Source organism: Paenibacillus terrae HPL-003, from assembly GCF_000235585.1.
In the GTDB taxonomy this organism is placed as follows: Bacteria; Bacillota; Bacilli; order Paenibacillales; family Paenibacillaceae; genus Paenibacillus; species Paenibacillus terrae_B.
Map to the genome: position 1 here is coordinate 5,051,097 of NC_016641.1, position 24,936 is coordinate 5,076,032.

Consider the following 24,936-nt stretch of genomic DNA (forward strand, 5'->3'; position numbering starts at 1 on the left):
CGCTTGTACAGCACCATTCCGCCTACTTCGTTTTGATGTTCATTTTTCGAGTTCAGCTTATATACTTGAGCCTGCTTTAATTAGAAAGTGCAAATCGCGAATGCAGAGAACGTAGCCCCAGAGAAAGCGGGGGGAGAGGGCGTTCTCTTTTTTATTGCAAAGGCAGCCTTGGACGTGAAACAAAAGTCCCGGACTGCCTTTTGTATCATTCATGTGCAGGTGCATCTGATCTGTGATTATTGTACGCTGCGAGAAAAGGATGCTCTTGAGGCTTTGTGCAGCTTCACATGGGCTTCTGCCCATGAGATGGCTGAAATGACTGCTATGCCATCCGCTCCTGCCTGTAGGACGTTTGTTACGTAAAAAAGCAACGTCCCCTATTGGGGACGCTCCAGCCTGAATTGCTCTCCCAGCTTCGCATAATCATTTCCGGCCAAACGGCTCACCGGACGCAGCTCCTTGGCGATCACGTATGTATTTTGATACGCTTCCTCGGACAAATGATACTGCACCACACGCCCGATCAGCAGATCACAGGCAGGTGTATCCTCAGTGCCCCCAAGCGGTATTGCCTGCTCCAAGACACATTCCATGCGTATTTTCGCTTCAGCCACACCGGGAACCACGATTTTTGTACTTTTCACCGACGTAAGTCCAGCCAGTGTGATTTCGCTTTCCTCCGGCGACAGACGGGAAGCCGTCACATTCACCGCTCCCACATTGTCCTCATCCGTTATATGTACGACAAAGGCTTTTTGCTCTATCGCATTACGTGCTGTATCTTTGGACACCCCATCGACACGTTGTACAGACACAGACAGCAGCGGCGGCTCGGAAGCTACGATGGAAAAATAACTGAACGGCGCACCATTCAGCACCCCTTCACTGCTCAGTGTCGTCACAAAGGCTACCGGTCTTGGTATAATGCTTCCGGATAACAGCTTATAATTTTCACGCCCTGTAAGTGTATCAGGATTTAATGATATCATTGTTTTCCCTCCTATTTTTCAATTACATTTCCCTGATTATCGCGCACGGTAACCGTAATCCCCTCGGGTACAGCAATCGTAACGTCGAGCTGATGCTGGGGTTGCATAAAACGTGTCGGGATTTGGCCCAGTAGCACATACAGTGTATCACCAATATGCTTTGTCTGATACATCTCCTGTCCTTTTAGTTCATCCTCGTTGCCTGTGTAGACATAGCTTCCGAACACATGCACCTCCGGTGAGGTGGTTGCATCAATTTTGACCGCATAGGGATCTTCACCCTGCACGATGATCTTGGTCACTCCAGCAGGCATTTTTTCATGCCAATCAGGAAGGAGCCTTGTTTCCTGAACCGAGCTCATCATATCCCTGACTTGCGAAGTAAGTCCCAGTGAACTGACCAAAGCAAAACCAATACAACAAAAAACCAAGACCGCCGTAATAAACATACTGAACAGGTCATAACGGATGCGCTCACGTGTTCCTTGCCACGCCGTATACATTAAAATTTCAAGCCCCAGCAGAACAAAAACGATAGGCCACCACGTCAACGCCTGATCCAATATGCCCGCTCCCCAAAACTTGGAAGCAAACGTTACCCCTCCCAACAAGACCAAAAAAAGTCCCATCGACAGTCTTCCGACCTTCCATACCCCTGCCGGGGCGTTTGGTGTTTTGGAGGAGCTGCTTTTGTTGGATGATGTACCAAATATGCCTGTGGAGCCTCCTATATCACCATGAGGATGATCGACTCCCTTAAAGGGAGCCTCACTCTTTGAAAACTCAGTATCCATCCTATTATTTCTCCTTCACCCGTTTAGATTTGGAATTACCGATCATCATCCAAATACCACCGCCAATCAGCAATAAGGATACGATAATCGTCCGTAGATACATGTCAACCATATTATAAACCTCTCCGTTCGGAAACAGACGATCCAGAGTAGGAACAAGTACGTTGATCAAGATGTAATACACACCCAGCAATAGCAACCCCAGGCCTACCCATCGGTGATATTGAGCAAACATATCGATCACAGGCTTGTCAATTAACGGTTCCCGTCCATAGCGGCTTACTTGCTGCAATGCATCAAAAAAGCTATAAAACCAGACCACCGGAATCAGGAACAAAAAGAGGGACAAATGCAGCACATCCAGCACATAAATACCGCCTAAGAACAGAAGCATGAGCTGAAGCCCCCGTTTTTGCAAACCGATATACATATGTCCCGCCCCGGGAAATACCGATAAAATGGTAGCCAGCATTTTGCTTCGCCGCCCCTCGACTCTTCCGTGCTCCAGTTCTTCAAACAAAGTCCGATCCTGAAGGATTTCTCCCGCTTGTTTACGGTGTACATGCTGCACCGCATCAAACATACAATACAGCCAGATGATCGGCAGCACGCCCGCAAACGCCATAAATCCGGATTCGTGTGAGATACTGGTAATAAAGACGAGAATCGCTCCAAAGCCAAAGAAGGACAGCAGAAAAGACAAACCACGCTGCATCAGCCCCAAATGAAGGTGTCCCAATCCCGGGATAAACGATAGCAATATGGTGAAAAAGCGTTCATTGTCCGAGCCTTTTTGAAAAGCAGGCGAACCTGCCAATCCGTAGTGTCCCTGCGCAAATTGATGGTAGCCTGCGTCAAAATCCGCTCCTGCTTCTGGTATAACCGTATCCGCGTTCTGCGCTCCCTCCGGAGCCTCGCCCGCCAAGCCTCTATCTCCATAAGGCGCACCTTGGGGGTAAAAGCCATATGGATTAGGGCCTGCATGAGGGGGATATGGAGCAGCGACCGCACGAGGATCATAACGCAGCAAGCTAATAATGATATGCAGCATACTCAGCCCCCAGAAAAGGGCGGCAACAAACATACTGGCCAATAAAGGCAATTCGTCACTCGCTATCACCGAAAAAAATAATCCCCCAGCCATACATCCGAAAAACAAAATAGTGTATACAAACGCATTGGCTTTTCTGGTCCAGTAATAGTGTCCCACACCTGGAATAATGTTCAACAGAAATGCCAGGAGCTTGCTTCGTTCTGTATAAGGCACCGCTACACTTCCTTTCTAATCTTGCGATATTGATAAAAATCCTCATCTGAAGGTTTGAATTTAAACCTTTTTATCTGCCACTTTCATTGATTTCAGGGCTTTAATTTGTCGAGCCAGCTTGTCGTAGCCCGCATAACCTCTTCACTGTAGGAGACGCGTTTTTTCGGAGGAACGGTCTTACCGTTGGTTTGCGGCATCATTTTATCAAAAGCACCGCTAGACAGTAGAATTAGCGTCAAGCTTGCCGCCACTACGTAGTGAAACGCAGGCTTTTCAAACCAACGGCGTTTTTTGAAAATGGCTTGATTCGATTCTGCTTCCTTATCGGGAAGAGTAGCCATTACCTGATCTGTGAAGCGCTCCGTATCCGTCCAGGCAGAACAATCTTCCAATGTCGACTCCAGTTGCTCCAATGCAACAAGATATAAAGCCAGCGCCTGCTCATCTTCCAGCAGAAGCTTTTCCAGCCGTGCGGATTCCTCTGTTGTACAAAGTCCTGTAATATAAGCGTGCCAGTCATTCATCTGCCCTTTAGTCCACGGTTTATCATGTTGGTCAGTCATTGCCATTCCTCCTCCTTCCAGTGATTTCGAATCCACTGCCGTGCCCGGTAGAGTCTGGACTCTACTGTTTTTAAGGCTACCTGCGTCTCTTCTGCAATTTGGTCGTAGGTTTTGCCCTGCATATAATAGGCTTGGATAATATCCCGATGCTGCTGGGGCAGCTGGGCAATTTTTTGCGATAATTCCACATTTCGCTCCTCGCGGATCAGACGGACCAGCACATCCTCGTCCCGGGAAGGGAGCTGTACGAGGGTTTCTGTCACATCTATAAGCTCTGCGGGCCGCCTGTCCTGTTTGCGCTTGATATCCAGCGCCTTGTGGAGCGCAATTCGGGTCAGCCACGTTTTAAAACCTTCGTTCCGGTACTGGGGGAGAGACTTATACACCTGAACGAACGCTTCCTGCGCGGCATCTTCCGCTTCTTTGCTATCATGCAGTACCGAATAGGCCACATGAAACACATGCTTGCTATACAGCTCTACTATCTCACGGAACGCCTGCCGGTCACCAGACCGTATTCGTTCAATGATTCTCTCTATATCAATGACGCTCTCCCCCTTCCCAATACTATAGACGCCGGAGAATTTCCTCCCCCTGCATATTTCGAAAAAAATATTTAAAAAAGGACACACCCTCCTCCCGGAGTAGCGTGTCCTCTATCGCTAAGCTGCTGTTTGCTCAAATATTTTAATTGTATTCATTTAACTTTTTTTGTCACTTTAATCAAGCATATCATGTAAACCTTGCTGCTGCCTGAAAACCCTCAGTCTATCGCTTTAACTGCGTCCGCCGCCACGGAAACGCTGAGCGTATTCCTTAGCATCTTGTGCATTACGGACACGGTTTCGGCTCCACTCCAGCAAAATGCGGTCAATATACCGGAAATGCACCTTCCCCGCAAACACCGCTTCCTTCAAGGCCAGCAAAATCAGCTCCTCCAGATACCGATCCTGATCCACCCAACTGGTGATCGTCTCGTATTCCATCGGTGACAACGGTCGGCCGAATTCCTTCTCGAAAATCGTGAACATATTCCGTTCCTCCGAAGGCGGAGACTCCGATATCCCATTGAGCACATCCGTTTTTCCGGCAAACAAAATATCATCGTCATCGCTTTGCTCCGTGCGCTCGGGTATCATACATTCCGCCAGCTTACGGTACAGCCCCGTTAGATTGTAGCGTTCAAATTGCACGGATGAGTTGCGGTCTTCCACAGTATCAATCCGCAGAAAACCCTCCTTCATCAGCTTGCTGAAATAGAGCCCGATTTCGTTCGCTGTACATCCGATACGTGCCTGCAATTGCTCCCAGGTTGGAAATTCATTACGTTCGGCTTGTTTAAAAGCAAGCAACTGCATAAGCAGAAGCATCTCTCCGTCCGTCAGCCGAAGCGTCCGGTAATGCTTGAGCAGAGCGTAGGGAATCTGGACCATTCCGGCTTCCATAGCAAAGGCTACTCCCTCCGCCCACTCTGCCGCTGATGTCTTGTCGAATGATCCGGTCATCGGTTACGGATACAGACGATACAGCATACGTGGGAACGGAATCGTTTCACGTACATGATCTAGTCCACAAATCCATGCTACCGTACGCTCCAGTCCCAGTCCAAAGCCGGAATGCGGAACGGTGCCGTAGGTGCGCAGATCCATATACCATTGGTAAGCTTCACGCGCCAAGTTATGCTCGTTGAAACGTTCTTCCATCAAGGCCGGATCATCAATCCGTTGGGAGCCCCCGATAATTTCGCCGTAGCCTTCAGGAGCGATCATATCGGCGCACAGGACAACCTCTGGACGGGTTGGATCAGGCTTCATATAAAATGCCTTAATGTGAGTCGGCCAATGTGTAATGAACACTGGCTTGTTATATCTCTCAGCAATAGCCGTTTCATGCGGAGCGCCAAAGTCCTCGCCCCAAGGGATATCGAATCCTTCTCCTTGAAGGAAAGCAATCGCCTCATCATACGTAATGCGCGGGAATTCTCCCTGAATTTGCTCCAGCTTCGAAACATCGCGCCCGATCGTTTCAAGCTCTTTTGCACAATTTTTCAGCACTGATTGTACGATATGACCCACAAACTGCTCCTGTACGCGCAAAGATTCCTCATGATCTACAAAAGCCATCTCCGGCTCGATCATCCAGAACTCAATCAGGTGACGACGTGTTTTGGACTTTTCCGCACGGAAGGTTGGACCAAACGAGTAGACTTTGCCAAGCGCCATGGCTGCCGCTTCCATATACAACTGTCCGCTTTGTGTCAGATAAGCATCCTCGTCAAAATATTTGATATGGAACAGTTCTGTTGTGCCTTCTGCGGAAGAAGGTGTCAAAATCGGCGGGTCCACCTTTGTGAAGCCATTGCCGTTAAAGAATTCCTGTACCGCACGGATAATTTCCGCCCGTACGATCAGAACCGCGCGTTGCTTGGCGGAACGCAGCCACAGGTGACGGTGATCCATCAGGAAATCTACACCGTGTTCTTTTGGAGTGATCGGGTAGTTTTCTGTCAAATGAATGATTTCAATGCCCGTTACCGTTAATTCAAAACCGGATTGGCTACGCGGTTCTTCGCGCACAACTCCGGTAACATACAAAGAGCTTTCTTGTGTCAAGGATTTGGCATCATTCCAAATGTCCTCGGACACCTCGCTTTTCACGATAACCCCTTGAATGTATCCAGTACCATCGCGCAGTTGCAGGAACTGGATTTTACCGCTAGATCGTTTATTATTTACCCAAGCGCCGATTGTAACCGTTTCCCCTACATGGCGGCCCACTAGGGCAATCGTACTTTTATTCGTCATGACAGTCTCTCTCCTCTTAACCGAAAATCAAACAGCCCTTCCCCCTGGGTCAGGCTGTTTGCTCTCGCTGTTTGGCGCATACGGAACCTATTTTAAGTGATAGCCCGTATGCATAAAGTTTACTCTTTGGGTCGAGCTACTGAACGAGGCGGAACGTGTCGCGGGCAATAACCAGCTCTTCGTTCGTCGGAACGATCAATACTTCAACCTTCGAATTTGCTGTTGTAATCCGGCGAGGCTCACCAGAACGAATAGCGTTCAACGAATCATCCAGCTCGATACCGAGGAATGTCAGTTGCTCCAACACTCTCTTACGCAGAACGACGGAGTTTTCGCCTACACCTGCCGTGAATACAATCACGTCTACCCCGTTCATTGCCGCGGCATACGAACCAATATATTTGCGCAGACGATATTCATACATTTCAAATGCCAATGTAGAATTAGCTTCGCCTTTTTCCATACCTTCCGTGATTTCACGCATATCACTGCTGATACCGGAGATAGCCAAAAGTCCACTGTGCTTGTTCAGCATGGAGTTGACTTCATTGACCGTCAATTCTTCTTTATTCATCACGTAAGGCACGATTGCCGGGTCCAAATCACCACTACGTGTCCCCATCATAAGTCCTTCCAGTGGAGTCATACCCATGGAAGTATCTACAGACAAACCGCCTTGAACTGCTGTGACACTGCCGCCGTTACCAATGTGGCAAGTGATGATTTTTAACTCCTCCAAAGGACGACCGATGAATTTGGCAGCTTCCTTGCTTACATAATCATGGGAAGTACCATGCGCACCGTAGCGACGAACCTTGTACTTATTGTACAACACTCTTGGAATAGCGTACATATAAGCTTTTTCAGGCATGGTTTGATGGAATGAGGTATCAAATACAACAACCTGCGGTACATCTGGCATATTCAATTCAGCCGCTTTAATACCCATCATGGAAGCCGGGTTATGCAATGGCGCAAGGTCGAACAAGCGGCGGATTTCACTCTTCGCTTCAGGCGTTACAAGTGCTGACTGCTTGAAGATTTCGCCTCCATGAACAACGCGGTGGCCCACAGCCTGAATTTCGCTAGTGCTGGAGATTACACCATGTTCCGCATCCGTGAGTGCATTCAGCACTTTACGAATCGCTGTAGTATGCTCCAGAATTTCGCTAACCTCAGTGTATTCTTCTTTGTCGGTCGGCTTATGCGTCAGGATGGAAGAATCCATACCGATGCGCTCTACCAATCCTTTTGCCAGAACAGACTCGTCCGTCATATCATATAACTGGTATTTCAGGGAAGAACTCCCTGCATTAATTACGAGAATTTTCATATCCGGTCACCATCCTTGTCGTACTTAAAGAAACCTTCGCCCGATTTGACGCCCAGATTACCTGCACGTACCATTTTCTTCAGGACGATGGACGGACGATATTTTAATTCGCCGAATTCACGGAACATACGCTCCAGAGCAGCCAAAACGGAATCCAGACCAAAGCGGTCAGCCATTTCCAAAGGACCGTTTTGGAAGCTGTAGCCGATTCGCATAGCATCGTCGATATCTTCAGCAGAAGCAACGCCCTCTTGAAGAACGTGAGCTGCTTCATTGATCAGCAGGCAGATGATGCGGCTTGTTACGAAGCCTGGGGATTCATAAATCATAACCCCTTTTTTCTCTACTATTTCTTCAACGAACATCTTGGTGTTTTCAAACGTATCGTCCGAAGTTTTCAAGCCACGAATAATTTCTACAAGATCAATGCGGGATACTGGATAGATAAAGTGCATGCCAATAACACGCTCAGGATACTTGGTCGAGCTGGCAAGCTCGGTCAGGCTCAGCGTGGATGTATTACTTGCAAGAATAATGTTACTTGGACACACATGGTCCAGCTCTTGGAAAACAGCTTTCTTCTCGTCCAGATTTTCTGTAATGGTCTCAATGACCATGTCACAGCTGCCCAGCTCAGCCAAATGGGAAACTTTCTGGATGCGGGATAAAATCAATTTTTTCTCCGCTTGTGTGATAGCCCATTTTTCCAGTTGCTTGTCTAGACTCGTTTCAATCATATTGTAGGCGTAGTCTAGTTTCTCTGGTGTCTGCTCTACCAACAGCACATCAATTCCTTTGGACGCGAGCATTTCAGAAATACCCTGTCCCATGGTGCCGCCGCCGATGACGCCGATTTTTTTAAATTGCATGGTTCTTTACTCCACCCTTTCCTGGTCACTCTCATATATTGTATCCTTCTTTGTCGAAAAATACATGTTTATGTCCCAATAGCTAATAATATCTTAGCACGGACTAAAAGTAAAAAAAAATAACCAGCACAAAAAATTATGCTGGTAATAGAGCATTTTCACTAAATTGACATCTAAATTGATCCCCGGACAGGGTTTCTTCCTTCATAAGGATGTCAAGAGAGTTGTCGAACACTGGACGATGCTTTTCGAGAAGCTCTAAAGTACGGTTATGCAGGTCGTCCATAATCTCACCATTTTCACGCATGAGCTCTTCTTTTGTTACCATTTCCATGTTAATAATGCCGAGTGAAGTCAAACCGGAAGTCATCATCGTATGAACAATGTTCAGCGCCTGCTCAAAATCGTTACTAGAGCCTGTACTGCGACCGCCATAGTACATTTCTTCCGCCGCAGCTCCTGCGAGCGAGATCATGATCTGCTCCTCCAGGAACTGCTTGGTATACAAATAATGCTCTTGCTGTGGATTGTGCCGCACATAGCCGAGCGCTTTCCCACGCGGGCTGAGCGCTACCTGGCTGACACTGCCGGGACGAACGATTTCAGCCATAATAGCATGTCCCAGTTCATGAATCGCTACACGTTTTTTCTCTTCCAGTGTTGATTCACGATCCGTTTTCTCACCCATCATCACCTTGTCAATCGCCATCGACAGATGCTTTTGCGCAATCATTTCCTGTTCCTGTCTCATCGCATAGATCGCTGCTTCGTTCATGACACTTTCCAGCTGTGCTCCGGAAAACCCGTAAGATTCCTCAGCAATTTTGTCCAGATTCGTATCTTCCTGAATCGGTTTGTTTTTGGCATGGATTTTAAGAATATGAAGACGGCCCTTCTTGTCAGGCAAATCCACTTGAATATGACGGTCAAAACGCCCCGGACGCGTTAAGGCGCTGTCCAGCATTTCTTTACGGTTTGTAGCCGCAATGATCAAAATGCGCGGAGTATCTACTGAATAGATGCCATCCATTTCAGTCAACAACTGATTCAAGGTTTGGTCATATTCACGTTGCTGTCCACCCTCACGCTTGCCGCCAATTACATCAATCTCGTCAATAAAAATAATAGCATTTTCCTTCTTTTCCTTGGCTGCACGAGTGCGGGCCTCCCGAAATAGCTCACGGACACGGCCTGCACCAACACCTACGTACATTTCAACAAACTCACTGCCTGAAGCGGCAACAAATACAGAATTGGTATAGTGCGCAGCTGCTTTCGCCATCAGTGTTTTCCCGGTTCCCGGAGGGCCTGTAAGCAAAACACCTTTTAATGGACGAATGCCAAACTTGGAAATTTCATCATGCCGATTCAAAAAATCCAGCGCTTCGCGCAGCTCCTGCTTGGCGCTTTCTTGCCCGCCGATTTCCTCAAAAGTCAGCTTGTCCGGGCTGTTCTTTTTACGTTTACGTTCTTGTCCGGCCCCTACAGCCAAGCCTCCACGTGCATGCATGAGCATTAACAAGCCGCTGAGCATCAAACCTGCAATAAGAAAAGGGATAATATTCACCCCGATAAAAATGAGAAATATAATGGTCACCGGCACAATGCCGATTAGTGTTTCCTTGATCCATCTAGGCATTAGGCCATACCCCCATTTGCTGAGATTGACGTGGCAAAACGATAAACTTGGTCGCTTTGCCTTCGCTGAGTCGGATATAGACGTTGTTTGAATCCATATCGGTATCGGCCTCGATACCAGTTTTTTTCTTTTTCATCTGCTCGACGGTAGATGAAATTTGGGTGTATTTTTTATTTTCCATCGCTTCCGCTACCGGAAACATGGCCTCAGACCACCACTGGTTCAACGCTGGATTGGAGTGATCCGCAATTTCCAGCTTAACTGTACGGCCGCCAATGATGGACTGTCCTTTTTGCTTAACTATATTGACCAATCCGGCAACATCTGCCTGCGGTTTGAGATCCAGATTCAAAACAACCTGATCCGGTTTAATATCTATTTGAGCGCTTGTCACGCCGGGATATTGGGAAACCAGTTTTTCCAGAGGACTCTGCATTGTAACCTGACGGTAAATGAACCATCCTCCAAACAACAGCGATGCTGCCAGAACCGCAGCAACAACGATAGGAACTGCACGTAATTTCAAATAACATCCTCCTCTCAAATTGTAAAACACAGAAGAAACGGGACGAATGTCAACAAATAAATCAGACTGCATGATCTAACAGTGATCAGCAAGTCTTTATCTATCATTTTTGTCTATCACCTATAAAATATAGTATATCATAACGTATATCTAATATCGAAGGCAATGTGTGGGTGAGTTGTGGTTGGGCAAAATGTTTGGTTATGGTGGTGGGAGACGCTCCGTGAATGATTTGATCTTACGATCGCTGTTGCCGCCGGATTTTTTTCGAATAGATTCTTATGGAGAAAATCCGGCGGCAAAGGCGAACGCTATCGCTTCTTCAGATTCAAATCTTCCACTCCGCTACTGCACAGCCATAAAGATGAATTTGCCTTAGGAGGGAAGTTGGGTAGGTAAGGATGCTTCGCGTGCTTGCTAGTTAAAAAGACGCAAATACGAATTTTATCGTATTTACGTCTTTTTCATTACTTCTATTCTCTATATTTACTTTAGCTTATTTCGGCTTTCTTTGCATTTTTTCAGTTACTCATGCTTTTACAAGCAGGTTGTCTATACAAGAATTTGCATACAGCACCTACACTGCATTTATAAGAGCTTTATTACCTCGCGGTTTGTGTAGGGCACGAACTGCAAATTTGGTGGCGGAGTAAATACCCAAATTGGCATTACCAACATGGCCCAGCTCCCTGAACTTGGCGGCGGCTGACTGAATGTCCCAAAGTACACTGGTCACATTGATGTGGAACAGCTTGTCAAAATCAGCTAGCGTGACATCCTGCAACAGCTTGGCGGGAGCAATCCCCGCGTTATTTACAATGACATCAAAGCCACCAAGTTTTTTAGATGCTTCCTTTACAGCGGCAAAAACCTGATCCCGGTTGGAAACATCGACTTTAAGCGCAAGCGAGCGCCCTCCTGCCTTTGTAATCTCACCAGCAACACTTTGGGCCGTTTCTTCATTCAAATCCACGACTGCCACTGCGAAGCCATCTTGACTGAGGCGTAAAGCTATAGCCCGTCCAATTTCTTGACCCCCACCCGTTACTAATGCTACTTTCCCATCCACTTTACCCATGTTCATGAATCTCCTTTTTGTATAAGTAGTCATGATAACATAGCCACAAAATTATGGGTTACGTTAGTCTGCATTTATAATTAAACCATTTTAACGAAAAATATCATGATCTATGTAATAGACTTCATATTTAACCTGTTTAAGGGAAATACAAAAGATACTATAATAAATACTTACCAAACAAAAAACTAAAAAGACGTAAATACGAAAAATCGTGTTTACGTCTTTTTAGTCTTCAATCATTCCAAACTAGTCATTCTTTTTATAACACATTGTCTTCTAAAGTCACATAGCTTTTTAAGTAAAAACTATTTTCCAATTCGTATAGAATTGGTTTGGTGTAAAACCCAAAACGGAGACAAGCGCAGCGGCGTCCGTGACCCCCTACCCCCACCTCCCATGAAAAGAGTGGTGTTTGGAGTGACTCCATTGCAGCCAGCCAGCGGAGTGGGCCATTTGAATCTGAAGAAGCGAAGCGTTCGCCTTTGCTATGGGATTCTTACCTTGAAATGTTTCATATCATCAAAGAATCCCGTAGCAACAGCGATCGTAAGATCAAATGGACCACGAAGCGCTCCCACACCACCACCTTCAGCCACTCCTCACACCAGCTCAATTATTAGGCAAAGTATACTTTACCCCCATCGATCCCCCATCCGAGAAGCGATAAAAAGTATAGTAATGATGACTGCCGTCATCGTAAAACAACTGCCACACATATTGACCGTTAAATACACTCGGATCAAGCCTTACAATATCTATACCCGGAAGCTGCTGCTGGATCATCGCTGTCATTTGTTGCTCGTCGACTCCGTTTTTCAGTAGCTCGGTATGAACACCACTATTATCTGCCACAGGCACATTCGGTTGACCCTCCACTTTTTGAAAAGGGACCCACACCATAATATTTTCATTCTGGGCATTTTTCCCTTGAACCACCCAGTATACCTGATCCCACACCGACTTCCACGTCTGAGTCGTGCTAACCAGACCACCCGATTGCTTGGCCTTTACGATAGCGGCATTTCTCTCAGTCACCTGGTCTTGAGTAACATAGGAATAATACCAGAAAATGCTGACCAGGATCAGTATGACGGCCAAAAGGGCGACCACTATCCATTTTTTCTTATTTTTCAAACCTGTGCTTCCTCTCTAAGGGGATGTGACACCTGAATTAGCGCGACAGCAGTCCTTCAAAGGCGGCTTGTGCCTCATGCTTGATACGTTCCTCATCCATAGTCAGGCACTCACCGTTTTTTACAACCTGACGACCGTCTACCCATACATGGGTCACGTCTTTGGCGCTTGCAGAGTATACGGCATGAGAAATGAGATCCGTATGTGGCAAGAAATGAGCCTGATTGAGATCAAGCGCGATAAAGTCAGCCTTGTTGCCTGCTGCAAGCGCCCCTACCTCATTCAAGCCAATCGACTTCGCTCCGTACTCTGTTGCCAGACGCAACGCCTCACCCGCAGGAACTGCGGTTGGGTCGCCAGATACTCCCTTGTGAATGAGTGCAGCCAGACGCATTTCCTCAAACATATCCAGGTTATTGTTACTGGCAGGACCATCTGTTCCGAGAGAGACAGCAACGCCTGCACGGAGCAGATCGGGCACTCTTGCCACACCGCTCGCCAGCTTCAAGTTGCTGCCCGGATTATGCGAAACCGCTACACCACGTTCAGCCAGCAAAGCTATTTCTTCGTCATTCAAATGAACAGCATGGGCAACAAGCGATGGACGAGAGAAAAAGCCAAGCTTATCCAAATGCGCAACCGGACGCAAGCCGTAGTCGCGTACGTTTTGCTCTACTTCGGCAATTGTTTCGGACATATGCGTATGCAACGGTAAGTCCAGATCATGCGCAGCCTGTACGAATTTTTCGATAAACGCAGGCGGACACGTATACGGCGCATGCGGAGACATCATAGTCGTAATGCGACCGTCTGCTTTTCCATGCCAATTACGCGCAAAATTCACAGCCTCAGCCAGCTTGATCCGCTGCTCTTCCTCCGAACATAATCCAATCGCTCCACGCATCAGACTGGCACGGATGCCGGACTCTTCAGCTACACGAGCCACCTCGTCCATATGATCATACATGTCCAAAAAGGTGGTTGTACCGCCTTTCAGCATTTCCAGCACGGACAAGGACGTACCCCAGTATACATCCGTAGACGTAAACTTGGCTTCCATCGGCCACATTTTTTCCTGAAGCCATACTTGAAGAGCCAGATCGTCCCCATACCCGCGCAGCAGAGACATCGCCGCATGACCATGTGTATTTATCAGGCCAGGTAAAAATAGCAGCCCGTTACCATCAATCACTTCCGTCTCTTCCTCACCCGCTGGCAAAGTCTCGCCAATATAGGTAATACGGCTGTCCTCCACGATCATATAGCCGTGGATTACCCCCGCTTCCGGTCTGTTCACGGCAAAAGAGCCGTTTTTAATCATCCATTTATTCGCCGTCATGTTGCATATCTTCCTTTCCGTCTTCCAAATAATAAGCGAGGCTCAACAAATCTGTTGTAAAATCTGTGGCATGTATTCGAATATTTGCCGGTGCCTTGAGAGTGGTCGGCGCAAAGTTCAAAATCGCTCCAATTCCGCTATTTATGAGCCTGTCAGCCACGTTCTGCGCCTCAAAATCCGGTACGGTAATAATCCCGATCCGAATGTTCTGTTCCTTCACGGTCGCTTCCAGTTCATCCATTGGTTGTACAACCAGCGTATTGATCTTGGTTCCGACCTTATCTGGGACAGCATCAAATACTGCCACAATTTTCATATTGTCTTTTAAATAAGCATTATAATTCGAAAGGGCTTGCCCCAAATTACCTGCTCCGACCAATACCACGTTAATTTGCTGGTCGATTTTCAGGATATGGCGTATTTTCTCGATAAGATAAGTAACATCATAGCCGATACCCTTACGGCCAAAATCTCCAAAATACGCAAGATCCTTACGAATTTGAGCCGGATTCAAATCCAGTCTTTGTCCTAACTCCTGGGAAGAGACCGTAGCCACCTCCCGTTTGTTCAGTGCATTCAGATAACGTAAATATACGGGTAACCTCCGTACGACAGCCTCTGAAATTTTATCTGATTTCATACATGCTCCCCCTAATTGTAACGGACATGTTTAGATGTCCGTCCGTTATGCCTCTGTCTCCGGGGCGGATTGGAGCCACTCGGCGATGCGGGGCACCATTTGCTCCGTCGGCATATGCTCCATTTTTGGTCCCGGTAACGAGTACAAAAAGTGCTTCCCATAATAGGATTCGATCACACGCGTATCGTAAACGATAACTACCCCGTGGTCGCTCGCTGTACGTACCAAACGTCCAAATCCCTGTTTGAATCGAATAACAGCCTGTGGAACAGACAGCTTCATAAAAGGATTCTTCTTCTGCTGCTGAAGCAGCTCACTTTTAGCCTCCAGCAGCGGGTGATTGGGCGGTTGGAACGGCAAGCGGACGATGGCCAGACACGTCAGTGCCTTGCCCGGAATATCGACGCCTTCCCAAAAGCTGCTGGTTCCCAGCAACACAGAAGCTTTGGCTTCCTGGAAACGTCGGGTCAGCTTGCTGCGGCTCCCACTGTCCACACCCTGCCCCAGCACGGTGATGTCGCTGGAAGACAACGCCTCCTTGAGCGGCTCATACACCTGCCGGAGCATGCGGTAGGAGGTAAAGAGAACGAGCATTCTCCCCCGCGTCGCTTGAGCAGTCGCACCTAGTGAGCTGACGAGCATATCTACAAAATGCTCATCTCCTACACTGCCCTTCACGCTCGGAAAATCCCTTGGAATGACTAACAGCACCTGATCCCTGTAGTTAAAGGGTGAGGGGAGCTGCGTAGTCATCAGCCGCCCTTGATCTGCGGCCTCCTGCAAGCCGAGCTGATCGGTCATGTACTGAAACGACTTATCCACCGACAAGGTAGCAGACGTCAGAATAATGCTCCTTTTTTTGTCAAAAAACATTTCTTTCAGTTGGCGGCTTACATCGACGGGCACCGCATAAAATTGTAGCGACTTGCTGCGGAATTGCCCACTCGCTTCGAGCCAATATACGGTCGTCTCATCATCCATCCGCATGAAAAAGCGCAAGCTTTCCCTGATGCCTGCCAAATCCTTGAGCAGCCCCGTAATATCCGTAATGAGACTGTCAGCCGCATAATCGTCATGTTCTTCTTTCACGTCGAGCATCAGCTTGTCGCCCTTGCGCAAAATTTCGCTCATCGTTACATAAAGCTGATTTTCCAGCGCAGTCGCCTGATCCCACTTGGCAGGCTTGGCCGACGGCTTGAGACGGGAAGAAAACTGCCCTGTTTCGCCCGGTGTTGCATCACTTCGCTCCGGCAGCATGCCAAACAGCTTGTCGCTCAGCATATCCCAAGTCTCCTTGACCTCCAGCACGAGCGGATACAGCTGGTCGATGGTAGAAGCCCAATCCGTCGATTTTTCATGCCCCGACTTTGCCAACTGCTGACGCAGCGAAGGCAATTGTCCGTTCTTGCTATCCTTGAACAATCGGGTCAGGGTATGCACGAGTGTGAAATATTTCATATGCATTCCCAGGTGCTTACCAGCGACTTCCTCCAGATGATGCGCTTCATCAATCACCAGATGCTCATAGCTCGGCAACAGCTGATGACTCGCTTTTACGTCCGTGAACAGCTTGGAATGATTCGTAATGACCACATCGGCTATTCCCGCCTCGTGGCGCGCACGATGATAAAAGCATTTGCGGAACCATGGACAAGAACGACCAAGACAGGACTCCGAATCACTGGCCACCGTTTCCCAAAAATCTCCCCCACGATTGCTCAGATTCAGCTCTTCATCATCACCGGTTTCCGTCAACGTCAGCCAGACGATCATCTGGGCCGCTGTAATTAAATCTTCCTTCGGCGTTGCGAAGTCTCTTCTGTTTATTTTATGTTCAAACTTACGCAGACACAAATAATGTCCCCGGCCCTTAAAAATGGCAGCCCGGAACGGGAACGGGATCACCTTGGTCAGCATCGGAATATCACGCTCGCGTAATTGCTCCTGTAGGTTGATCGTATGCGTACTAACCATGACTCGCTGTCCATTTTTCACACTGTGATAAAGCGAAGGGAGCAAATAACCCAGGGACTTGCCTGTCCCCGTACCCGCCTCGATCAACAGGTGCTTGTCCTCACTCAGCGCCTGATTGACACCCTCAATCATTTGCGTCTGCGCTTCGCGTTCCTCATATTGGCTCAAGGATGAACGTAAATTGTCTCGCACATCATCCATGTAATCCTCAAAGGAAATGCCTGCAAGCGGATTGGGGTCGTCCTCTCTGCGAGGGGCATTAAGCTCCGTCCAATCCTCTACCTTCAGCGCAAGCTGACGAAAAAACTGATGACCCTCCAAATCCTGAATAGGATCATGCTCTTTGTCTTCACGCACCCCGTCCAGAAACCATCCGAGGTCACTGTCTTCCTCCGCGAACAAATCGCTGAGCCGCTGTATCGTAATCAAAGGCAGCGCGTGCAGCTCATCCAGACATTTTAAAAACACCTCAGCCGTAGCCAACGCGTCGCTGTCTGCTTGATGAGGTCGGTCATGCGCAAGCCCGAACTCAGAAGAAACAAAACCCAGCTGATAGGAAGATAGCGATGGAAACATGATTTTCAGAAAATCCATCGTATCCAAAATTCTGCCGGTAAACGGCAAGTACCCGCACCGATCCAAAGCGTTTTGCAAAAAATTAAAATCAAACGCCACATTATGACCGACCAGCACAACATCGTCCAGCATAGGCACAAGCTCCATCATCATCTCTTCGAGGGCAGGAGCATCCTTGACGTCATCGTCTGTAATCCCGGTCAACCCGGTAATAAAAGGCGGAATGGATCTGCCAGGGTTCACATAAGAACCGTAAACACGGGAAATGCTGTTATCATGATCTATAATTGCAAGTCCGACTTGAATGATGTCATCCGCGGACTGGGTACCTGTCGTTTCAAAATCCAATACCGCAAATTTCATTCGGGCTTAATCCTTTCTTTTGACACATACAAAAATAATAACTCTGTATAACAGCATAGCAGAAGATCGCCTGTTTGGAAATTAAGACAGCCAAAAAAGACGATGCACACACCGCCTGGGAAGGTGGGCATGCCTCGTCTCGATCGGTGTCTGACAACTACAGCCAGGTCATCATGGAGCTGTCGTACCGAAGCATTTCGGCACCGGACAAACAGGCTTCCATATTGTGCAGCGGCTCGGGCAACGCAGGATCGAACTGATGCGCGAGAGCAAAACATTTTTGCGCCTCCTCTACATCAGCCTGCTTCGCCATAAGACAGCCCAACGCATTATAGATGACCGCTTTCAGCCCGGACTGCTCTGTCAGGTGCAGCACCTTCTGAAAATGGCTCACAGCTTCCGCTGTATCCTCCAGTTGAAAATACGCCATCCCCATATACATACGGCTCTGCCAGCTGTTCGGGAAATGCTGTAGCACCTGTTCAAACTGACGAATGGCCTCAGGATACATGAGCAGTCGGTAATATCCCTGACCCCGAGTAAAGGCTGGCAGCTCTTTTTCGGGCAGCTCAGCGACAGACATACCGGACTCTGCGGAAAAACTAGCAGCCCGCAGGCGAACCATTTTTTCCTCAAAGGCCAGCCATTCATCCATAATTCCGTCACTCATTCTCCGCAGCAAACTCCAGTGCTGTAGCAACTCCTGCCTGCGGGAGCCCTGGGCTGATGGGTAATGCTTCACGATATCATCTAACATGCTGTTCATTTCTGCGAATACATGCTGGAACATGTGCATCCCGCCCTTACGAAAGATGGATTAATACACTCACATTTTTCGCTTAAAGGACGGGTTTCATCCGCACTCCCATTCATTACATGATCGTGGCGTGTACTTCCTTGTTGGCCGTTTGGGCCGGTTTATTATGTTCATCGACGAATACAACAGTCGGTTTATATGTTTTGGCCTCTTCATTCGACATGGATGCGTAGGAAATAATAATGACTGTATCCCCAGGCTGCACCAGACGCGCTGCTGCTCCGTTAAGACAAATCACACCGCTACCACGCGGTCCGGGGATAACGTAAGTTTCCAGCCGGGCACCATTGTTATTGTTCACAATTTGAACTTTTTCATTCTCCAGCAGATCGGAAGTCTCCATCAGATCCTCATCAATGGTAATACTACCCACATAGTTAAGGTTGGCTTCAGTAACCGTCGCCCGGTGAATTTTGGATTTCATCATCGTTCTAAACATGGGAAAGCACCTCCGCCTTCTGTATTCTCATATTGTCAATCAGTCGGGTGTTCCCAAACTTTACAGCCAGCGCTACAATGATGTCTTCTTCAACATCGCTTAGTCGCTGCTCGGGAGGAAGAGGCTCCAAACCGGGAAAGGTTAAGATTTCAATATAGTCAATGTCTGCCAAAGGTGAAGAAGTAATGGTGGACTCCACCATTTGGTATAACTGACGGATCGTAAACGTGTTCTGCACAACATCTTCGCTCACCTCACGCACCTTGCGCAGTGAATGTGACAGTACCAACGCCTGCTTACGCTGTTCCGCGCTCAAATAGACATTACGCGAGCTGAGGGCCAAACCATCGTCCTCTCTGATGATGGGGCAAGGAACGATGGTGACATTCATATTGAGGTCGGTCACCATCTGCTGGAGCACCGCTACCTGCTGCGCGTCCTTCATGCCGAAGAAGGCCAGATCAGGACCTACCATATTAAAAAGCTTGGCAACCACGGTGGTCACACCGTCAAAATGCCCTGGACGTGAAGTGCCACATAACCGATCCGTTAAAGAGGATACGTGAATTTTCGTACGGGTTGGCTGCGGATACATTTCTGCAACAGTTGGCAAAAATACGATATCCACACCTTCGCTCCGCGCCACCTCCAAATCACGCGCTTCATCGCGGGGGTAGCTGTCGAGATCTTCATTAGGCCCGAATTGAATCGGGTTTACAAAAATGCTGAGTACCACCGTATCTGCCATTTCACGCGCCTTGTGCATTAAACTCGCATGGCCTTCATGCAAATACCCCATTGTCGGCACAAAGCCGACTGTATGTTGCTGTGTAGCAGCAGAACCGTATTCCGCTTTTTCTCCGTTTGCACCAAGCTGCCGACGTTCAGCAATTGCCTGTCGAAGCTGAGCCACTTCTCTTACGATAATCATGACCGGGATTCCACCTTTTCCTTAGCCTGTTCCTCTTGTTCCTGCACCTTTGCCTGCCCTTTCTTGTGTCCGTAGAGAGCCTCTACAACGCTGTCGTCGGCGCTGAACACATGCTCCTTAGCCGGAAAGGCTCGTCCCTTCACATCGCTCACATACTGCTCAATACTGCTACGAATCATGCCGCCGACATCGGCATAGGTTTTGACAAACCGTTTACTGTAATAAGGCGAAGCATATTGAATCAGATCGTGATACACAAGCACCTGACCGTCACATCCACGTCCTGCACCAATTCCGATGGTCGGAATAGACAGTTCTTTGGAAATAGCCGCTGCCACTTCCTCAGTTACCAGCTCCAGCACGATGCCAAAGGCACCCGCCTGCTCCAGCGCCTTGGCGTCTGCCATCAGCCGCCGTGCATCCGCTTCGTCCTTGCCTTGAATGCGGTAGCCGCCAAGCTGATTGACCGATTGCGGTGTAAGACCGATATGACCAAGTACGGGTACACCTGCTTGAACAGTCGCTTTTACGACGTCGGCAATTTCTGCACCGCCCTCCAATTTAACAGCATGAGCGTGCCCTTCCTGCATCAGGCGGCGGATGCCCTGAAGGCTTTCCGATACGCTGCTGTGATATGTCATAAACGGCATGTCCGCTACAATAAACGTATGCTCCGCGCCTCTAGCTACCGCTCGGGAATGATACACGATGTCATCCAGTGTTACGGGAATGGTCGAATCATAGCCGAGAACGACGTTGCCCAGCGAGTCGCCCACGAGAATCATGTCAATTCCCGCCTCTTCGGCTATTTTAGCCGAGGGATAATCATAGGCGGTCAGCATACTGAGCGGAATGCCCTCCTGCTTCATTTTTTTCATTTTCACAATATTCAGCGCTTGCTTTCCTGCCATGGTAAATGGCTCCCTTCCATCTTTTTTTGGCACAAAAAATAACCTTTTATGAGCGCCTGTACAATTGCGTCATCAAAAGGTCCGAACAGCCAAAAAAGACACTCATTTTGAGATCGTCCCTTCTGTCTCGGTCCTGTTCGGCTCAGAGCAGAATCCAACGTAACCTTCAAATGAAGTTATGATGGTCTAACTTACTTGCAATGGTGGAGCGTGTGCCCCGGAGTGCAGCTCGGACCGTCCGATGCCGCCTCCTGCACAGTATAACAAAAAACATCAGCTTTTTCACGTGAAGTTTTGCATAGAAAAAAGAACGAATGCGCGTGCTATTCACAGCTAAGGCTACACCTGTAATTGTACATCACCGGAAACGACCTGTATTCGCTCTCCCTGCTTCGTTTCAACTACTAGCGCACCGGAAGGGTCCAAACCGATGGCTGTACCTTCCACCGGACTCCCTTGTCCCGTATGCGCCCGCACGAAGCGATTCATCGTCACGGATAACGCCTCCCACAGCATCGCGATAGGCTGAAAGCCCTGATCCGCATACAGCGCACATAGCTGCTCCATTTCTTCCAGCACCGCGGCAATTAGTGCAGTACGGTCGATTTCGCGACCAGCCTCTATTTTCAGGGACGTCCCTACTTGTGACAGTTCTTCCGGGTAATCCTCTGTATTTAAATTGACATCAATGCCGATACCTGCAATGCAGTAGCGTACCCGCTGATCCTCTGTTGCAGATTCCAGCAGAATACCGCACACTTTGCGACCATGAACAAGCAGATCGTTCGGCCATTTGATGCCAGCTTCCAGACCCGTCAACCGACGAATGGCTCTGCATACCGCTACGCCTGTAAGCAGCGTTAACTGTGGAGTGAAGGCCAAGGGCTGGTTGGGTCGCAACACAATGCTCATCCAGATACCTTTGCCCCGAGGTGAAAACCATTTTCGGCCCAAACGTCCCCGGCCCGCCGTCTGTTCCTCCGCCAGCACTACCGTTCCTTGCTGTGCACCCTCTTCTGCCAGACGCATCGCATCCTGCTGGGTAGAGACCGTCGAGTCCAGCACAACTATACGTTGTCCGAACGATTGGGTATTTAACATATATGCCAGTTTGGAGACTTCCAGTCGATCGGGTCGGGACACAATCCGATAACCCCTACGCGAGGAAGCTTCAATGTTGTAGCCCAGCTCACGCAGCTTGTTGATCTGTTTCCATACGGCTGTACGGCTCACCGAGAGGCGGCGGCTGATTTCCTCCCCGGATATATAATCTGATGTACCTTCCTCCAGTATGCCTAACAGTCTTTCATGATTATTCACTACTCATCACCCGTTTCGCTTCTTGAAGCAATGCTTCTGTTTCATTTGAAATATCTCCGCAGGCGGCAGCCAGCAAAAGTCGTTCCATCGTCTGACCCAGCCAAGGACCACCCGGTCGATTCATCTCCTGAACCAGTTCATTTCCTGTAATATTTAAATCTTTGATACGAACGACTGCGGTTTGCTTCGTCCACGCTTCTGCCAGTTCAGCCATTCTCGCTATATGCTTTTCTGCCTGTAGCGGTAATTCGTGGAACGAAGCAGGCAACGTCTTGTAAAGCTCAAGCCAATCTGACGAGGTATCCCGTCCCCATTTAATTAACAGTCGAATCCAACTGCGGCGTAGCGCCTCATCGTTAATTCCTTCACCTTCCACTAAAGTGGAACTGTCTGCCATCCCAACAGCACTGTCCGTTAGCTCACGCTCCCATTCTAACAGATGTACCAGTCGCAGACGTACAGCGTTGGAGAAAGTCCATGCTCTTAACAGCTCGTCCGCTGCCTCTGAGGTAAGTCTGCAAGACAACAGCAGCAAACCCCATCGTAGTTCTTCCGGTAGTTGTACCATCCCCCTGAGCGCCTGTGCTTCACATTGTTCCCAGGGAACGGGAACCTTCGTACACGCGAGCAAGCCACTGCGACCCAGCATTTCCAGTCCACGCAACGGGTCCGGTCCGGCCAGCATCTTTTCCAGCTCAGCCCGTACACGTTCCATCGCAATGTAACGAAGCCCCTCTTTACGACGGATCATACCTTTCCATGTGTTGTAGGCTATACGGAACCGGAATACGGAGGCAAAACGAATGCAACGCAGCATTCGCAGCCCGTCCTCTTCAAATCGTTCCTCGGCTCGTCCCACACAACGAACCATAGCGACGCGTAAATCGGCTTCCCCTCCGAACGGGTCCACCCTTTTCCCATGTTCATCCATTGCAATCGCGTTCATCGTGAAATCCCGCCGCATCAGGTCTTCGCGGATATCCTTCACGAAAGCGACTTCTGTCGGACGGCGATGATCGGTATAACCGCTCTCTGTTCGAAAAGTGGTCACCTCGAACGGATGCCCCCCCTGCATCACCGTAACCGTCCCATGCTGAATTCCAGTCGGAATGACATGGGGAAACAGTGCTATGACCTGTTCCGGTTCAGCCGATGTGGTCATATCCATATCATGAATAGCGCGGCCTAATAGTTCATCCCGCACACAACCGCCGACCCAGTAAGCCTCGTAGCCGGCTGTGGTTAGTGTACGAATGACTTCCTTGCCATGAATAGCCATTTCCGGGTCAGCATATTGCCAAGTGTTTATTTTCACAGGGTTTCCCCCTTTGCTTATAAAGTTTTCAAAAGACTTATTGTACAAAAGACTTATCATACAAAAAAACGGACGCAAGTCCGCCTTCTTAAACGCTGATCGGTTTAAGATCCGGCACCTCGCGTCCCAACACACGGTAATATATTTCTTCATATTGACGGGTAATCAGCTTATCACAGAATACGGTACGAGCCCGCACCAGACAGGCTTCACGAAAACGCTCTGCCATCGCTTCGTCCGATAACAGCTGCACCGCATATTCCGCCATCGCCTCGGTATTGCCGATTTCAGCAAGATAACCTGTACTCCCGTGAACAACCAGCTCAGGCACTCCTCCTGCCTCGGAACCAATCGTTGGCACTCCACAAGCCATCGCTTCCAGCGCAACCAGTCCAAAGCTTTCTTTTTCCGATGGAAGCAGCAGCACATCCGCCATGGAAATCACTTCAGCGATCTGATCTTGCTTGCCTAAAAAGAACACCTTATCCTGCAAGCCCAAGCTTTCGATTTTGCAGCGAATTTTGGGGAGGTCTGGTCCTTCTCCAACCAGCAGCAGCTTTGCAGGTACTTTTCGTTGCACTCTTTCAAATATATCTAGCACGTCTCCCACTCTTTTGACCGGACGGAAGTTTGAAATGTGCATCATAATCTTTTCACTGGGCTGGGCAAAATCTCTCCGCAGCGCAGCTGCATCCCGCGGATAATACACTCGTTTATCCACAAAATTGTAGGTCAAATCAATAGGGCGTGTAATCTCCAGCGCATCTATCGTCTCCCGAATCAAATCCTTGGAAACCGCTGTTACCGCGTCACTTTTGTTGATCGCCAGGCGGATAAGATCCTTCAACGATTCATCCTGCGCCAACACCGTAATATCCGTGCCGTGAAGCGTGGTTACCACTTTGAGATGGTCGCCCACCATTTCTTTGGCCAAATAAGCACATACCGCATGCGGTACGGCATAATGAACATGGAGTACATCCAAATTTTTCATTTGTGCAACCTGAGCCATTTTGGTCGCCAGCGACAGATCATAGGGCGGATATCTGAACACGTAATAATCGTTAACTTCAACCTCATGATAAAAAATATTTTTTTGGAATGCCCCGCCTAATCTGAACGGAATGCTGTTGGCAATAAAATGGACCTCATGCCCTTTTTCGGCCAGCAACTTGCCCAGCTCTGTGGCCACTACGCCGGAGCCACCCAGCGACGGGTAACAGGTAATTCCAATTTTCAATTTGTCATTCAAGTTAAGCTGCCCCCTTCCGTCCATCAATGATGGCTTTTAATGTTAGTGACACACCAAATA

Annotated in this window: 24 protein-coding genes; 1 reads left to right on the plus strand and 23 read right to left on the minus strand. The window is 48.5% G+C overall.

Translation table 11 applies throughout. The features are described from left to right. Positions 1 to 174: 174 nt before the first annotated feature. Positions 175 to 363, plus strand: coding sequence for a hypothetical protein (locus HPL003_RS28725; RefSeq protein WP_158308746.1), 189 nt, complete (start codon positions 175 to 177; stop codon positions 361 to 363). Positions 364 to 377: 14 nt separating this feature from the next. Here HPL003_RS28725 and HPL003_RS22310 read toward each other — a convergent pair whose 3' ends face one another. The 23 genes from HPL003_RS22310 to bshA form a co-directional block, all read right to left on the minus strand. Next, complete coding sequence (locus HPL003_RS22310) at positions 378 to 989, minus strand: flavin reductase family protein (RefSeq protein ID WP_014282043.1); 612 nt, start codon at positions 987 to 989, stop codon at positions 378 to 380. Between the two features lie 11 nt (positions 990 to 1,000). Continuing rightward, positions 1,001 to 1,783: a hypothetical protein gene (locus HPL003_RS22315; RefSeq protein WP_014282044.1), complete on the minus strand. Its 783-nt coding sequence runs from the start codon at positions 1,781 to 1,783 to the stop codon at positions 1,001 to 1,003. Positions 1,784 to 1,787: 4 nt separating this feature from the next. Further along, positions 1,788 to 3,050, minus strand: coding sequence for a hypothetical protein (locus HPL003_RS22320; RefSeq protein ID WP_014282045.1), 1,263 nt, complete (start codon positions 3,048 to 3,050; stop codon positions 1,788 to 1,790). 92 nt (positions 3,051 to 3,142) lie between these two features. Further along, entirely contained in the window at positions 3,143 to 3,613 is a 471-nt protein-coding gene (locus tag HPL003_RS22325) for a hypothetical protein (protein ID WP_014282046.1), read from the minus strand. Further along, the gene (locus HPL003_RS22330) at positions 3,610 to 4,245 is read right to left on the minus strand and encodes an RNA polymerase sigma factor (protein ID WP_014282047.1); all 636 of its coding nucleotides are present in this window, start codon (positions 4,243 to 4,245) and stop codon (positions 3,610 to 3,612) included. The genes HPL003_RS22325 and HPL003_RS22330 overlap by 4 nt, the downstream gene beginning before the upstream one ends. A 144-nt stretch (positions 4,246 to 4,389) precedes the next feature. After that, entirely contained in the window at positions 4,390 to 5,118 is a 729-nt protein-coding gene (locus HPL003_RS22335) for a DnaD domain protein (RefSeq protein ID WP_043922489.1), read from the minus strand. Positions 5,119 to 5,121: 3 nt separating this feature from the next. After that, positions 5,122 to 6,417, minus strand: a complete 1,296-nt coding sequence (asnS, locus tag HPL003_RS22340; RefSeq protein WP_014282049.1) for an asparagine--tRNA ligase — start codon at positions 6,415 to 6,417, stop codon at positions 5,122 to 5,124. Positions 6,418 to 6,553: 136 nt separating this feature from the next. Further along, entirely contained in the window at positions 6,554 to 7,750 is a 1,197-nt protein-coding gene (locus HPL003_RS22345; protein WP_014282050.1) for an acetate/propionate family kinase, read from the minus strand. Continuing rightward, positions 7,747 to 8,619, minus strand: a complete 873-nt coding sequence (locus HPL003_RS22350) for a 3-hydroxyacyl-CoA dehydrogenase family protein (RefSeq protein WP_014282051.1) — start codon at positions 8,617 to 8,619, stop codon at positions 7,747 to 7,749. The genes HPL003_RS22345 and HPL003_RS22350 overlap by 4 nt, the downstream gene beginning before the upstream one ends. A gap of 136 nt (positions 8,620 to 8,755) precedes the next feature. Further along, positions 8,756 to 10,258: an AAA family ATPase gene (locus tag HPL003_RS22355; RefSeq protein WP_014282052.1), complete on the minus strand. Its 1,503-nt coding sequence runs from the start codon at positions 10,256 to 10,258 to the stop codon at positions 8,756 to 8,758. Then, entirely contained in the window at positions 10,251 to 10,784 is a 534-nt protein-coding gene (locus HPL003_RS22360; RefSeq protein ID WP_014282053.1) for a hypothetical protein, read from the minus strand. Before HPL003_RS22360 ends, HPL003_RS22355 begins: the two co-directional genes overlap by 8 nt. A 577-nt stretch (positions 10,785 to 11,361) precedes the next feature. After that, positions 11,362 to 11,862, minus strand: a complete 501-nt coding sequence (locus tag HPL003_RS22365; RefSeq protein WP_014282054.1) for an SDR family NAD(P)-dependent oxidoreductase — start codon at positions 11,860 to 11,862, stop codon at positions 11,362 to 11,364. 612 nt (positions 11,863 to 12,474) lie between these two features. Next, the gene (locus HPL003_RS22370) at positions 12,475 to 12,999 is read right to left on the minus strand and encodes a cell wall elongation regulator TseB-like domain-containing protein (RefSeq protein WP_014282055.1); all 525 of its coding nucleotides are present in this window, start codon (positions 12,997 to 12,999) and stop codon (positions 12,475 to 12,477) included. Between the two features lie 37 nt (positions 13,000 to 13,036). Beyond that, positions 13,037 to 14,338, minus strand: a complete 1,302-nt coding sequence (locus HPL003_RS22375) for an amidohydrolase (RefSeq protein ID WP_014282056.1) — start codon at positions 14,336 to 14,338, stop codon at positions 13,037 to 13,039. Beyond that, the gene (locus tag HPL003_RS22380) at positions 14,325 to 14,978 is read right to left on the minus strand and encodes a redox-sensing transcriptional repressor Rex (RefSeq protein WP_014282057.1); all 654 of its coding nucleotides are present in this window, start codon (positions 14,976 to 14,978) and stop codon (positions 14,325 to 14,327) included. Before HPL003_RS22380 ends, HPL003_RS22375 begins: the two co-directional genes overlap by 14 nt. 45 nt (positions 14,979 to 15,023) lie before the next feature. Then, positions 15,024 to 17,891, minus strand: coding sequence for an ATP-dependent DNA helicase DinG (dinG, locus tag HPL003_RS22385; protein WP_014282058.1), 2,868 nt, complete (start codon positions 17,889 to 17,891; stop codon positions 15,024 to 15,026). A gap of 157 nt (positions 17,892 to 18,048) precedes the next feature. Beyond that, positions 18,049 to 18,681 (minus strand): tetratricopeptide repeat protein, encoded by a 633-nt coding sequence (locus tag HPL003_RS22390; RefSeq protein WP_014282060.1) that lies wholly within the window; start codon positions 18,679 to 18,681, stop codon positions 18,049 to 18,051. 82 nt (positions 18,682 to 18,763) lie between these two features. Beyond that, complete coding sequence (gene panD, locus HPL003_RS22395) at positions 18,764 to 19,147, minus strand: aspartate 1-decarboxylase (RefSeq protein ID WP_007430795.1); 384 nt, start codon at positions 19,145 to 19,147, stop codon at positions 18,764 to 18,766. After that, positions 19,140 to 20,078: a pantoate--beta-alanine ligase gene (panC, locus tag HPL003_RS22400; protein WP_014282061.1), complete on the minus strand. Its 939-nt coding sequence runs from the start codon at positions 20,076 to 20,078 to the stop codon at positions 19,140 to 19,142. The genes panD and panC overlap by 8 nt, the downstream gene beginning before the upstream one ends. Then, positions 20,075 to 20,989 (minus strand): 3-methyl-2-oxobutanoate hydroxymethyltransferase, encoded by a 915-nt coding sequence (gene panB / locus HPL003_RS22405; protein ID WP_014282062.1) that lies wholly within the window; start codon positions 20,987 to 20,989, stop codon positions 20,075 to 20,077. The genes panC and panB overlap by 4 nt, the downstream gene beginning before the upstream one ends. A gap of 339 nt (positions 20,990 to 21,328) precedes the next feature. Further along, complete coding sequence (locus tag HPL003_RS22410; protein WP_014282063.1) at positions 21,329 to 22,309, minus strand: biotin--[acetyl-CoA-carboxylase] ligase; 981 nt, start codon at positions 22,307 to 22,309, stop codon at positions 21,329 to 21,331. Further along, positions 22,302 to 23,624, minus strand: coding sequence for a CCA tRNA nucleotidyltransferase (locus tag HPL003_RS22415; protein WP_014282064.1), 1,323 nt, complete (start codon positions 23,622 to 23,624; stop codon positions 22,302 to 22,304). The genes HPL003_RS22410 and HPL003_RS22415 overlap by 8 nt, the downstream gene beginning before the upstream one ends. Positions 23,625 to 23,712: 88 nt before the next feature. Further along, positions 23,713 to 24,876, minus strand: a complete 1,164-nt coding sequence (gene bshA / locus HPL003_RS22420) for an N-acetyl-alpha-D-glucosaminyl L-malate synthase BshA (protein WP_014282065.1) — start codon at positions 24,874 to 24,876, stop codon at positions 23,713 to 23,715. Positions 24,877 to 24,936: the final 60 nt, after the last annotated feature.